10 protein-coding genes are annotated in these 14,105 nt (G+C 56.4%); 4 read left to right on the top strand and 6 right to left on the bottom strand.

The features are described from left to right. Positions 1–255: 255 nt before the first annotated feature. Entirely contained in the window at positions 256–1,464 is a 1,209-nt protein-coding gene (locus tag FHS27_RS30260) for a hypothetical protein (RefSeq protein WP_184310122.1), read from the bottom strand. An 11-nt stretch (positions 1,465–1,475) separates the two neighbouring features. Further along, positions 1,476–2,492 carry a DUF2167 domain-containing protein gene (locus FHS27_RS30255; protein ID WP_184310120.1) on the bottom strand — a complete coding sequence of 339 codons (1,017 nt, stop codon included), beginning with the start codon at positions 2,490–2,492 and terminating at the stop codon, positions 1,476–1,478. Positions 2,493–2,757: 265 nt separating this feature from the next. Here FHS27_RS30255 and FHS27_RS30250 point away from each other — a divergent pair, with 265 nt between their 5' ends. Together FHS27_RS30250 and FHS27_RS30245 are read left to right on the top strand one after the other, a co-directional pair. Continuing rightward, positions 2,758–3,681: a YihY/virulence factor BrkB family protein gene (locus tag FHS27_RS30250; RefSeq protein ID WP_184310118.1), complete on the top strand. Its 924-nt coding sequence runs from the start codon at positions 2,758–2,760 to the stop codon at positions 3,679–3,681. Positions 3,682–3,842: 161 nt separating this feature from the next. Beyond that, positions 3,843–5,267 (top strand): DUF2254 domain-containing protein, encoded by a 1,425-nt coding sequence (locus tag FHS27_RS30245; RefSeq protein ID WP_184310116.1) that lies wholly within the window; start codon positions 3,843–3,845, stop codon positions 5,265–5,267. Positions 5,268–5,300: 33 nt separating this feature from the next. Here FHS27_RS30245 and FHS27_RS30240 read toward each other — a convergent pair whose 3' ends face one another. Next, entirely contained in the window at positions 5,301–6,812 is a 1,512-nt protein-coding gene (locus tag FHS27_RS30240; protein ID WP_246421351.1) for a mechanosensitive ion channel family protein, read from the bottom strand. Positions 6,813–7,518: 706 nt separating this feature from the next. Between FHS27_RS30240 and FHS27_RS30235 the strand changes: the two genes are divergently transcribed. Together FHS27_RS30235 and FHS27_RS30230 are read left to right on the top strand one after the other, a co-directional pair. Beyond that, a complete protein-coding gene (locus tag FHS27_RS30235; protein WP_184310114.1) occupies positions 7,519–9,585 on the top strand; it encodes a tetratricopeptide repeat protein in 2,067 nt (688 codons plus the stop codon). Between the two features lie 1,638 nt (positions 9,586–11,223). After that, positions 11,224–12,516 carry an IS4 family transposase gene (locus FHS27_RS30230; protein WP_184310112.1) on the top strand — a complete coding sequence of 431 codons (1,293 nt, stop codon included), beginning with the start codon at positions 11,224–11,226 and terminating at the stop codon, positions 12,514–12,516. 196 nt (positions 12,517–12,712) lie between these two features. Here the strand turns inward: FHS27_RS30230 and FHS27_RS30225 are convergent, their stop codons facing one another. The 3 genes from FHS27_RS30225 to FHS27_RS30865 all read right to left on the bottom strand — a co-directional run. Then, positions 12,713–13,396 carry a transposase gene (locus FHS27_RS30225; RefSeq protein ID WP_184310110.1) on the bottom strand — a complete coding sequence of 228 codons (684 nt, stop codon included), beginning with the start codon at positions 13,394–13,396 and terminating at the stop codon, positions 12,713–12,715. Between the two features lie 165 nt (positions 13,397–13,561). Beyond that, complete coding sequence (locus FHS27_RS30220; RefSeq protein WP_184310108.1) at positions 13,562–13,852, bottom strand: hypothetical protein; 291 nt, start codon at positions 13,850–13,852, stop codon at positions 13,562–13,564. A gap of 60 nt (positions 13,853–13,912) precedes the next feature. Then, positions 13,913–14,105, bottom strand: a 193-nt coding sequence (locus FHS27_RS30865; protein WP_221225503.1) for a hypothetical protein, incomplete at its 5' end; no start/stop codon positions are given.

The following is a 14,105-nucleotide window of genomic DNA, read 5'->3' as shown; positions in this document are numbered from 1 at the left end:
CGGTTGCACCCGACGAAAATTGGAAAATTGCGAAGGGCAGATTCTGCCCTCCGGGAGACCATCTTTCAACTTTCAACAATTATTGGGACGCTTCCCATCACTCGGGTCGGTATCGGACATCGGTCATTTCCATTTCGTAAAGTGATTAACTACAGGCCGTCGCCTGCAATCCGTAACGCAGGCGGGAAGGCTTCGTGAACCAACACAGTCGGTTCATGCCGCTAAGGCAAACAAGGCCTCCACCCGCGGCGACGATTATACTCGCAGCGGGAGTGTTTCGCGTCCACCACACTGGTCGCAGGCGGCGTTTTCGATCTCAAACTGTTGATGGCATCTCGGACAATACTCCATCGACGCGTCGTCGTCGGGTGCCGGTGCTGCCAACAATTCTTCAAACGGGATCTTCGAATCGCTCAAGAGCTTCGTGATTAAATCCCAATCACTCGCACGGCTGTCCATCACGATCGCGTTGATGTCTTCGTTGGTTGTCGTTCCCGGGGGCGCTGCCGATTCTGTGTTCGGCATCTCGGGCGCGATCGGGTGTTCGATATCTCGCATCGTCCGCTCGGCAACGGATCGGAATTGTTCGCTCGAATCGATTGCCGCCGATACCGCGAGCGGGTGATAGAGATCCGTCGCCAACAGTTCGCGACTCAGATAATCGATCGATCGCAGCGGTACCGCCGGAGACAGCAACGAGCAAGCGACCAGTTTGAATCGACCCGTTCGGTCCTCACGAAACAGACGCCGGTGGGCACTGAAGATGAACGCGGCCACGCCCCACCAGAGCAAGAATAGCATTACCAAATAGGCCACCGTTGTCGGTGCGTCGCGAGAGACCGGGAGGATGCCGTAATACAACAGCGCCCCGATCGGTCCGATCCAAATTAACAGCATCGACGCGAGCGGCCGGATCCATCGGGTTTGCTTCGACAGATCTTCTACGCGATCGCGGATCTCTTGAACGTCATACATCGCCTCGCGAAAACGCTCGATCTTTTCAGCACGTTCGTTTTCCGGCATCCGTGCTAGCGACGAGAGTTGCTCTGCGAAACGTCTCGCGATCGCCGCGTTGTTCATGTGGCAGACCGTACGCCCGCCGGCGATCACGTCTCGCTCGTTCGACCGACAGTCAGCTAGTTCCGGCCATCGAAAAGAGTCGCCCGAGCGGTGTGGCCGTTCGTTGTTGATCGGCGACATTGGGACGAACGCCACGACGCCTTCGCCGGTGATCGATACCGGCATTTCGTGACATAGCAACGTCATGTCCGTGGGAGCCAATCCGCCGAGCATCAGTTGCCCGCGATCGTTCCCGGTCAATCGCATTGCTGGCTTTCGGTTTCGAAACGATCCGCGTCGGGACGCAAATACCGACACTCCCGGACGAACCCACACGAGGCTTTCCAGGAAATACAAAACGATCAAAACGACGAAAATCCATTCGACGTCGGACAGGCTGCTCATGAGGGTGCGACCTAGCGGGCCGTTTCACTGTCGCCGCCACCGAACAGCTTTTTCAGGAACGATCCGATCGCGCCGAAGAATACCAGCACGCCGAGAATGATAGCTTTGCCCCCTTTTGCGAGCAGCAGTCCTAGCTTGGCGAGCAGGCCCGTTTTCGACGCTGCTACCAACGCACCGCCGCCGACCAATCCGGCCAACCCGTAGGCCGCGACCTTGTCGCCTTGTTTCCACTCCGCGTATTTGTTGCCTGATGTGAATTGGTAATCGGCGAGCAATTGGTTCACGACGGGAACGACGGAAGCGTAGGTTTCGGGATCGCCGACCAACGTCGCTTCCATCACGCCACGACGACCGAGCATGCGGATGTCGTAGTTGATCGAACTGCCGCTGGGGAAATCCAATTTCAGGGCCCAAGTCAGGTTGTTCGTTTCTGAGTTGTAAAACGGGCGCTCTTGCCAACTCATCGACGTCATTTCTTCCATCCCCATCGCACGTCGCTGTTCGTTGCCCGCGGGGATGCCCGATTGGAAGTCCGACATGATGCCGTCGGCGTCGAGGTTATCGCGATCCGAGTCGTCGACGTAACCGATGTCACTGAACTGAAACACGAGCGTCCAATCTTCGTCTTCCGCGTCCGGGATCAACGCACCGAGCATGTTCGGGTTTCGCGGGTTCCCGTACAGTTCCAATAGATCTTGAGCGCCCTTGGCTCCCGTGAACGAGTAGCCTTCGGGGATTTTGATTTCCGCGATATCGCCAATCTTGCCGGTCGCAGGTCCTTCCTGCCATTCGATCGCAGCGTAGCGTTCCATCAACGCGAGTTGCTCGGCCGAGAATTCAAACGCTGCTTCTTCTCCGCCGTCCTGAGAAACTCCGGCATCGTCTTGAGCAACGCACTGCGTGCCAACGCCGCCCGCCAAGGCAACGCCAAAGACGATCGCCGCGCCGATTCGCGTGACGAAGTTCGATTGCGACAAGCGGGTGCCTGAAGTGCCGCTACCGCAGCCTGGAAAAGAGAAACGTGACATGAAGTCTGCCTTTGCAAAGACGGCGTGGGTTCGTGATCGAAGAACGAAACCACCATGATCATCGCCCTTGTAGCCGAACAGTAGCCGAAATGGGGGGCTGTGTAAAGATTTTGAATCGGCGACGGTCGAGGTCGCTAACGCCCTGGCAAAACACGGGTTCGAACGCGATCGCGAGAGTCGGCGCGGTATTTGCATTCAAATCTCCGTGCCGCCGCTTCACGCTCGACACACGGCCGATCCGACTCATCCCATTGCGATCAAACTCATGAACTTCCTTAAGAAAACCTTCAGCGAGTTTTCAAAAAATAATTGCAGCACGCTCGCCGCAGCATTGGCCTATTACACCGCGTTCGCGCTCCCACCACTTTTATATTTGCTGCTAACGGTTCTCACGTTTGGGATGTCTGTGATGTACGACGACGATCAAGCGGAATCGCGAGCGGAGAAGGTGCTGACCAGCCAAGCGGCACAGATGATTGGCAACGAAGCCGCGACGGAACAGATCGCAACGATCCTCAAAAACCATGAACAGTCCAGCGGCAAGTGGTGGAAGACGTTGGTCAGTTTCGCGGGCATCCTCGTCGGGGCGACCGGAGTCGTCGGAGCACTGCAAGGTGCATTGAATCAAGTCTGGGAAGTGCAACCGGATCCGGAATCGAAAGCGTGGAAGAACTTCGTTATCAAACGGCTGCTTTCGTTCGCAATGATTCTGGGCCTCGGCTTTCTGTTGCTGGTGTCTCTCGTCGTCTCGTCCGTGTTGGCTGCGATCGGCAGCGAGTTGGGCCACCTGATCGGAATGTCGGAGACTTTTGCGTCAGCCATCAATTTCACGGTTCAGGGAATTGTCGTCATGGTGGTCTTCGCGGCCATCTTCAAATTCATGCCCGACGCGGAAGTGCGATGGCGAGACGTGTTCGTCGGTGCTTTCATCACCACGGTTTTGTTTTTGTTAGGCCGTTGGGCGTTGGAGTGGTATTTCTCCTACAGCGAACCAGGGGCACAGCTCGGGGCTGCCGCGGCGTCGTTGGCCGTGCTGCTGGTGTGGGTTTACTACACCGCCATGATCGTCCTGTTGGGGGCCGAAGCGACGCAGGTCTACGCGATCCAGTATGGTAACGGGATCCAGCCACAATCCGGCGCGGTCCGCGTGGTCAAAGAAATCCGGCGCGGTGCCGTTGCGACAACGTAGGTGTACCGGCTCAAGGCTCGCGGGAGTGTCCACGTGCAATCAACGGACAATGCCGCTCGCCTGGACTCTTGGCGAGTTTCGCTGCGTTGACATTTTGTTGTGTTGGTGTGCTCGGCTACTGACGCCGACCTGTTCTGTTTCTCGAATCGATTTGACGTTTTATGAACGCTCTCCTGATCACGCTGTGGGCGAAGGTACGCACCAGCTATTGGTTTGTTCCTTCGTTGATGGCAATCAGTGCGATCGTTCTCTCGTTCGTGACGACCTCGCTCGACTACCGACTCGGCGCGGCATGGATGGACGGGACGTCGTGGCTCTACGGCAACCAACCCGACGGAGCCCGGGCAGTGTTGTCGACCGTCGCGGGGTCCATGATCACGGTCGCCGGTGTGACGTTCTCGATGACGATTCTGTCGATCTCGCACACGACATCACAGGTCGGTCCGAGGTTGCTCAATAATTTCATGGGCGATAAAGCGAACCAGTTCACGTTGGGCGTCTTTATCTCGACCTTCTTGTATTGCCTAATGGTCTTGCGGACCGTGCGTAATGCGGAGACCGCGCCACCCGGCGAAACCGGCACCGTCGGCGAGAACGTGGAGCTACTGGGAGCGTTCGTTCCACACATAGCGGTGATGGTCGGCGTGCTGATGGCCATCGTCAGCGTCGGTGTGTTGATCTTTTTCATTCACCACATTCCCGAAACCATTCACGTATCGAATATCATTGCGGGAGTCGGGCGACGTTTGAACGCTCAAATCGACAGCCAGTTTCCTGCACGCGTTGGTGACCCGCGAGACACCGAGGTCGAACACGGTTCGCAATCAACGTTGCCGCCGTTGTTTGACGAGTCCGCGGCGAAGGTCCAATCCGACGGAACCGGGTATCTGGAGTACATCGACGGGGACGGTCTCCTCGACGTTGCCACTCGCCACGATCTCGTTTTGCATGTCCAGCCGAGTCCCGGTGACTTTGTTACCCTTTCGGATGTGTTGCTGCTCGCATCGCCCCGCGACCGTATCGACGACAAGATATCTTCGGAGCTATCGGCGATGTTCGTATATGGTACCCAGCGAACGGCGACTCAGGATTTGCGTTTTCAAGTCAACCAATTGGTCGAGGTTGCTATGCGAGCGTTGTCGCCTGGCGTGAACGATCCGTTCACTGCGATCAGTTGCATGGACTGGTTGCAATCAGCCCTGGAAACGTTGGCCAGTCGTGAATTGCCCGCCGCCCATCGCTATGACGATGATCAACGGTTGCGAGTCATCGCAGAGCCCGTCACGTTTCGTGCCTTCGCATCGCTCGTCTTCGACCAGCTTCGCCCCTATGTCGCGGCGGATCGAAACGCGTCACTCAGGATGATGGAGGTGATCGGCAACCTCGCCGCTCAAGTCACGTCTGCTCGCGACCGCAGGCTGCTCGCACGCCACGCCTGTGCTCTTCGCCGTGAGTGCCGTCGTGCGATCACCGACACTCGTACCCTCGCACTGATTTCACGTCGGTATCGAGATGTCCTCAAGGTTCTGACCGACGCTGACATCCGTTCCCGAGCCCGCCAGACCGGCAATTGGGCGACGCGTTGAAGTAGAGTGCTCTCTGCGTCTCCCACGGTTGACTCACCCGATCAAGTTTTCGCCTTGCTCGAGTTCCCCTTCGGCCGCGTGGCTTTGAATCTCTTCGTCCTTGTTCTCCAGTCCACCCTCGGCAGCCGACGAATTCGCTTTATCCGGCTCGTGATTGGGGGTTCGGCTTTCGCTTTGTGTTGGTGCTGCCTCGGATGGCTGTTTAGGGGGCGCGTCCAGCATCGCGACGGGGACACCTTGCGGGAACACGACCTCACGCGACTCGTCCGGCATGCTGATGTTCGCTTCGGCGAGAGCCGTTTTCGCTTGTCTCATCAATGCACTCGAAACGCTCGCTGCATCGAACTTGCCCGAGTCCAACCAAAAACGCGTGACCAAGTTAACGGTCGCCGCCCCCAGCGAATCGACGAGAACCATCGGCGCGGGATCGTCGAGCACGGCCTCATGCCGTTTCAAAACTTCGTAGATTTGGTCCTGTGCCTGCGTGACTGAATCGTCGTAGCCGATGCCGACAATGAATTCTCTTCGGATGCGTGGTGAGGATGAATAGTTTGTCACGATCGCTTTATAGACCGTGTTGTTGGGGATCTGAATATGATTGCCGTCCACGGTCAGCAGCAACGTTCCTCGCGTCGTCACGCGGCGGACGAATCCCTTGTAGCCCTCCAGTTCGATCAGGTCTCCGACGCTAAAAGGACGATTGAGGCTAATCAAAATGCTCGACAGATAGTTCTCCGCGATATCACGAAACGCGAAACCGAGTGCGAGGCCGACCAATCCGGTACCGCCGAGCACCGTCACCGCGAGGCGACTGAGTCCCGACACCTTAAGTGCGATGTAGACGCCGATCAACATCACAAGGACTGCGACCGTGCTCGCGATGACCTGTTGCAGCAGTTGGCTGTCCACACGGCGGGCGGTGATCCGTCGAGCCAACATCGCGGAGATGCGTGCGACTGCGTAAGCCAGCACGATCACCAACGTGCCGATCGCCAATAGCGGAATCAATTGAACGAAATCGGCACCGAGCGTTTGCAGTTGGCCGACCGCGGGCGTGATGTCCCAGATGGAGTGTTTGGCGACTTCGATTTGATTGACGACCGCGACCACATCTGAAGTCTTCTGTGCGACACGTTCGGCCCACTCACGATGAGGTGCCGAGTCAGCGACGCCGCTCAAGAAAACGACGCCTTCGTCCGTCGACACGTCAACTCCTTCAAACCAATTCGTCGCCTCAAAGATGCTTTGCAAACGCGTGGAGATGTCTTCGTCGATCGCCGTCGGTTCGACCTCGACTTTATCTGGTGTTTCGATTGGCTTTTCATCCGAATCGAGAATCGCCGATGGATCCCCCGTGTCCTGAGCAAACGCCGTCACGCTCGATCCAACCGCAATGCAAAACGCCATCAGCGAGCACGCCAGCACGATCGAGACGCCTCGCACACGGTTTGCGGCCCCATTCATCGACCTCCACTCGCGGATGGAGGAACGAGTGCGTCGAATTAGGACGACGGATGGCGACGGAGCGAGGGGTTTCGTGTTCATACCACCGTGGTTAATGCAAACGCCGTTCCAAATATAGAACGAGGGTGTCGACAGTTCCGTAGCCCAACGCGAAGACGCGGGCGTCGTACCGGTGTAGGTCGCGTCGGCTGTGACGGTGTGTTTGGGAATCCGGAACTTTGCACGATGGATGCGTGGCGTCTACGATGATTCTGTGCCGAACGCGTGACATGCACAGTAACCACTCACATTGGCCGTCGATCAGAGATCTGTTTGAGATGGGATTAGGCGAAGCGTATCTTGTTGTGTTCGTTGGCATCGCGAAGTCAGCGTTGCTCGTGTGAATAGGCCGCCCTTCATTGTCCGAACTGAATCGGAGAGGGATATCCGAGCGAACCGGCGAGGCTTTTGAACGAATGCTCACAGATGCGATCAAATCGCGACAGGAGAGTTGGCCGGTTCCCGAGCATCGAAACGGGAGATGCATGCCCGCCGCCGTCCTTTCAATTCCCGAGCGGTCGGCGGTCTACCCAATCGCTAATCACGCAAGCCCCAAACTAACCGAGCCCAATCTCCTCAGGCTCCAGTTCGGCCGCTAATGCTTTCGAGCAGGGCTTTTGTGTTTCGACGGTTCGCTCGTCTCTACACACTTCGAACCGTCGCGGTTTACGGTGTCAGCGGCACGTGGATTGTGAAACGCGAAATCGGGTAAACTAATGCCCTGTCTATTCTCGGTCGGGGTACTTCGATGCGCGGCACATCTGTTGGATTCCTGTTGATTGGCCTGTTGTTGATTGCGGGAACGTTCGCCTTACTTCGTGCGAAGAGCAAGCGAGCGGAGGCGGTCAGTAAAGCGTCTCCATCGCCCAAACAACTGACTCCTGCTCTGTCAGCTACGGACGCGACAGCAGACTCGGATGCGATCGATTCGGCATCAACCGAAGAAAGCAGTTCGCTCGCGAGACCCGGCAAATTGCCAGAGGGAATCGTTGGCACGGCGACGTGTGCTGAATGTCACCCGGCACAGTTTGACTCGTATCGAGAAACCGACCACAGTCGCTCGCTCGTCGCATGGTCACCCGATGCAGGTGTTCCCTTAGAAGGTTTCACTCACGCAAAAAGCCGTACCGTTTACACCGCGTTCGAAGACGCGGGACAACTGTACCACCGTGAAGAGCTCGAGATTCCCACCGGATCGACGGATGCCGAGCACGCTTTGTTCCCGACCGGAATGTTGCCGGTGAAATACGTCATGGGCAGCGGTGCGTTTGCCCACGCGTATCTACTCGAAGATGGCGAATACTTTTTGCAGTCACCGATGACGTGGTACGTCAAACCGCAACGCTACGAGATCGCCCCAGGCTACGACGAAACGCACCACCCCGGATTGACCCGTGTTATTTCAACACGCTGTCTTTACTGTCACGCCGGTAGCCTGTCGGCACCGACGGGCAACGAACAGCATGTGACAATTTATGAAGAGGCAATCAGTTGCGAACGATGCCACGGTCCCGGCGAACAGCACACGCAACTTTATCAAACCGCCGATGCCTCTGACGAAAACGCTTCGGACGAAATTACCGGTTCGCTGATTGTTCACCCCGGGAATCTCAGCCGTGATCTTGCCGACGCGATCTGTGCTCAGTGCCACTTGCAGGGAGACGTTGTCGTCGAGCAAGCCGGCAAATCAGATTGGGACTATTGCCCCGGCGAGCCGCTCGATTCGACAATGACCTCGTACAAGAGCGACGACGAAGAAGTGTCCAAAGAGACGTTTGTTGGCCACTTTGATCAGATCTGGCAAAGCAAGTGCTACACGCAATCCGAAACGCTGAAGTGCATTTCCTGCCATGACCCTCATCACAAACCGACAAATGAAAACATCGATGCAGTCGAACGCCAATACTGCATTCAGTGTCATCAACACACCGAGTGCGGGTTGCCTCTCCAGGAGCGGATCGAACAGGAAAACGATCGCTGCGTTTCCTGTCATATGCCACCAATCGCTAGCGAGGTCGCTCACGCCGCAACCACCCATCACACGATCGGGATTCATCGACGCGGCAAAGACAGCGTCGACGTTGATCAAAACGCTTCTGTCTCCGCCAATGAGGACGCCGTAAATAATGACGCGATGTCGACGGTCTTGCGACGAATGCGAAGCCCTATCGAAGAGGTGTCTGCGGACGAGCACAAGACGCGGAACGACCTTCTCGCCCGAGCGATGCAGCTCATCAAAATCGACATTCGCGAACCCGGCGAGAGCTCGTCCAGCAGTTCGCTTCCTTCAACTCCTCTGCGAGATCTGATTGCATACGCGAAGCAGAATCCATCAGATATGGATGTGTTGGTCCACATCGCGGCGCTGGCGAGATGGGAAGCCGAATGGCTCTCGGTGAATCCATCGGAGAATTCGGAACAGGCGTCCGTGCAGCGATGGCGTGTTGCGGGCCCGTATGCTGAAAGGGTCCTCCGAAGCGAATCACGACCCAACGAGACTCGTAGGAAGGCTCTCGACGTTCTCTTCGATGTTCACTACGCAGCCGAGCGTTACGCGGACGCCGTTCACGTCGGCCGCGAGCTTGTCGCGGCGACGCGTTCTGAAATCTACCAATACAATTTGGGGTTAGCGTTCGGAAAGCTCCGGCGGTTCCCCGAAGCCGAAAACGCGTTCAAAGAATCAATCCGAATCGACGGACGATACCTAATGCCTTATCGATCACTAATCAAGCTCTACCAAGCCGTCGATCCCGATCTCGCGAATCAAGTCCGTCGCAGCGCAACCGCAATCCAAGCAAATCTCGAATCAAAATAAACGGCTCCCCACCAACAAAAACAAACAACCCGCCGCAAACCCCAACCGCCCCCGTAGCTGATCGAAGCCCTCGGTCAGCCACATCCCAAACCGCCCCCCTGTTCCACAACACACATCACCCCCGTAGCTGACCGAGGCCCTTCGGTCAGTCTCCCCTCCAACCCGTCCAAAGTCCCTCACCCCGCTACAACTAACTCCCACCACCCCACACAACAAACCAACACCCCACTCCCAACCTCCCGCCAAAGCAGCCACCCCCCAGGCCCAAAGGGCCGACACAACCATTGTCGGTGGCGTAAGCCACCGGTCACCCCCACAAAAAACTCCCCAAGGCCTGAAGGGCCGATACAAAACCAGCTTCACCGTAGCTGACCGAGGCCCTTCGGTCAGTCTCCCCCCAACCCGGCCTGAGGGCCTCAGCCCGCTACAACAAACTCCCACCACCCCACACAACAAACCAACGTCCACCCCAACCTCCCGCAAAACCAGCCACCCCAGGCCCAGCGGGCCGACACAACCATTGCCGGTGGCGTAAGCCACCTGTCCCCCCCACAAAAAAACTCCCCAAGGCCTGAAGGGCCGACACAAAAACCTGCCTCCCCGTAGCTGACCGAGGCCCTCGGTCAGTCTCTCCCCCAACCCGTCCTAAGTCCCTCAGCCCACCACGACCAAAACCACCCCCAGTACCTCCACCGCCAGAAACACGACCGAATTCCACAACACGCATCACCACGTAGCTGACCGAGGCCCTCGGTCAGTCTCTCCCCCAAACCCGTCCTAAGTCCCTCAGCCCACCACGACCAAAACCACCCCTTATCTCCGCGCCACCGAGCCCAAAATCACGATATTTCAAAACGTTTCAACCCATCGATCATTCGCAATCACATCACACCCGCAATCAGCAAGAACCGAACTCGCTCCGTCCGCGAAAGACACCGAGATCAAGCGAATGAGTGATCCACCCAGTCAACTCTACCAAAGGACCTGCGACGCATCCAAAGAATCGCCGCTCGTCAATACCAGCACCGCAATCGGAGCCACGATAAGGGTATGCCGCCCAAGGGCGTGCAATCCTACAAGCACGATTGCAACGATGCTCCAATCGCAAACGACAAAGGCGATACGCATGTTTTCGGTCGCTAGTCTTGGAGTTGCTTTTGCTGCCGGGACTCGCGAAGGAGCGTTTGATTATCCGTTTTCAGCGGAAGCGTTGGCGTGATTGTCTGCAGACAAATCTCGCGCAAGCGGCGAATGCGGAAAATCGGCAGGGACGAGCATCAGCGTCCGAGTAAATGGTCCACAAATGCATTCGCGAAACCAAGCAAGGCGACGACCAATAAGGTCTGAATCGGGTATCTCGCAATAAACGGGCCGGAGCAAATCAACGCCACGAAGCCAGCAACTGCGAACGATCGCACATGTTTCGCGACCCCTGGAATGCGTTGCGTTGCAACGTCCGGTGTCGGATTGTCGGGTTCGGGGCGAACAAAGGTGTCCGGGGGCGAACAAAGGTGTCCGGTACAATACTGTTCGGCACGAAAGTTGCGATTTGAATTTTAACGACTTTTGGCACGGCGATTGCGCAAGCATTCAAATTTGGCGGATGTTCCGCCAGTTTGACACGCAGCGGATGAGTCAGTGCCGAACCGACCCCCTAAACAACGAAGCCCAACGACCGAGAGCCTCGGCAGCGATAGGGATGCGTCCACGGAAGACTCGCCTGATATTCGCGCCGCGGAACTGCAGGGCCTGAAGTTCTTCAAGAAGATCCGGCCACTGTTGGATTCCCTGCACGAGATCGGTACTGCACGCGACAAATCCTGCAATCGTGATTTGCACATGGACCAGTACGGCGTGCTAGTTCTTATGTGGATGTTCAATCCGATCCTGACATCTCTTCGTGGACTACAGCAAGCCAGCACACTCAAAGATGTCCAGAAGAAGTTCGGCGTCGGGCGAGCTTCGCTGGGATCGCTCTCCGAGTCGGTGAGCATCTTTGACCCCGAGCCGCTCAAGAAGATCGCCGCGGAGCTTGCTACCGAAGTGCCCTCGGCCGACCCATCGAAGTTTGATGTGATCGGACATCAACTCACCGCCGTCGATGGCAGCGTCTTCAAGACGGCCGTGCGTGTGGCATCTTTGGCTTGGCTGCCTGATAAGGCAGGCGGAACGACCAAAGGTAGGTCGGTTGATGGATACCGCATGCACACTCATTTCGAGATCCTTCGCGGAATCCCCGAGCGAATCGATGCCACGCCAGCCAAGCCCAAGGGGAAAGATGACGAAAAGGCAGTCCTGGCTTCCGTCTTGCAACCAGATCGCTGCTATGTGATTGATCGTGGGTATGCCAAGTTTGAATTGTTCAACCAAATCAACGCCGCCCGAAGCAGCTACATTTGCCGAGCCCGCGACAACAGCACGCCGAAGATCCTTTGTGAGCGAGACCTAACCGCAGCAGATCGCGACGCCGGTGTCCGCATCGACCGAGAAGTCGTTTTGGGAGCTCACACCAGCAACCGCAAAACGGTCGCAAGCGATCATCCGGTTCGTTACATCGAAATCGAAGTCCCGCCGCATGTCCGCACTGGCAGCAAAGGCTCTCACTGCGATGGTCGACTGCGATTGGTCACGAACTTAATGGACGTTCCGGCGGAACTGATTGCCGAAGCCTACCGGCTTCGCTGGCTCATCGAACTGTTCTTCCGAATGATCAAACAGCTTCTGGTCTGTCGGCATCTACTGAGCACCAAGCCGGCAGGCGTCGAGATTCAAATGTACTTAGCCATCATCGCTTGCCTGCTGATCCTGATCTACACCGGGGGTCAACCGAACAAACGGACCTACGAGATGATCTGCTTTTATTTACTCGGCTGGGCGAGCTTGGAGGAACTGGAAGCTCATATCGAAAAGTTGAAACCGAAGGCTCTGTAGGAGCAATGCGCACCGACCGAAGTGAAGCCACTTGGGCGGTTCCCTGCTGCGCGGTCGACTCGTGTTCGCGTTGCCAAACCCTTCGTCGCATTTGCGGCGTCGCACTACCTCCCACGCAAAAGCCGCCCAAACCGCATCAGTGCATAAGGTGAGCCGAACAGTATTGTGTCCGGTACCGATTTGCGGTATTGGAGGTTCATTTTCTGGCTGATTTCTTCTTTGGGCGTCCGCGGGGACGCATGGTTGACTCCAAGTGGAATCTTCTGGCTGTGTGTTCCACCCATGTTTCATTCCCAAAGGGGGCTCCCCGTTTGACGCTCCAGTCTAGCTGGTCTCGCTCTGGTTCACTGAAATCCGTCGCGACGAGTTGAACCCAATTGGGTGTCCGACGGATCGGCCACGAAGAGATTCGCTGCGAGAAAGCTTTCGTTTTCTGCTGCCAGTGATGCAAACTGCCAAATATCCAGTCTTCGGGGCGGTTGCACAGTTCCGCGGCGTAAGCGTTTCGCTCGACGTACCGTGCTACGGTGAGGAAGTGCTCGTCACTTTGGACGGGGAAAGATTTGAACCTACCCTGGTACACATGCCCCATTCCGGTCGTCTTGTAGTGGGCGTGGTATCGCTGAGTGTGAGTCAGTCCGACGTAATGACCGAAGCGACCCATTTCACCGTCCTCGCCAGGGCGAACCAAAAGGTGATAGTGATTTGGCATCAGGCAGTACGCGAAAAGTTCTATCTTGAATCGCTCCAAAGCCTCATCAAGTATTTTCTCAAACGCTTCGTAGTCCGCATCCTTCTCAAAAATAGTGGCACGAAGGTTCGCGCGGTTGAGCATGTGATAGCAATGCCCAGCGGCATCAGCACGTTTGGGGCGTCCCATTTAACGCATTCCAGCAGGCGGAGAAAGTGGTTTTCAGCCCTACGTTAAGCGAAAACAGCGAGCCGATCAACGCAAACGGTACCGGACGGCTGGTATGTCCCTTTTCCACCTGCACGTAGATTAGTGTTTTGAACGACTGCAGCCGCGTCCGTGCCTTCAGTGTTGTCACTCATTCGAAGCGACGTTCGTTGGTTCGATGTATTCGATCTTATTGCTGCCGGCCTTAGAGATGTCGATGCTCTTGAAGAGCTCGAGCGATTTGTCGTCCTTCGATTCCTTATAAAGATGAGCTTTGTTGGATTCATAGTCTACGATGCAAATGGTGAGCCCCATCATCTTTATGTCGTAATGCCCGCCGCTCTCGGACGCGTGTTTTTGGCTTTGACCTGGCGCAAACGCAGACATTCCGACTGCGAGCATGGCAACGGAAAGAATTAGAAAAGCGTATTTTGACATAGTGTTTCTTTCACGAATTTAGTTGTGGTGTCAAAGCAAAGGCACCAAATTGAGTGGCGGCTACGATAGCTTGCTCGGATAACGTCGATGTTCACCAAGTCGCGTGAGTGAACGTTGCTTCAATTTGCATGCACCAACGCGACTTTGGTGCAACATTTTGTTCAAGTAAGCCGCTAGCGCGGCGGTTTTGTATTGGTGGTGGAATGGACGCGTGACGGATTGTTGGAAGCAACCTTTCAGGAGGAGCTGTTCG

It is taken from the genome of Aporhodopirellula rubra, assembly GCF_014192335.1.
GTDB lineage: Bacteria > Planctomycetota > Planctomycetia > Pirellulales > Pirellulaceae > Rhodopirellula > Rhodopirellula rubra.
The sequence above is the reverse complement of the archived record's forward strand: the minus strand, read 5'-3'. Positions and strand labels throughout refer to the sequence as shown.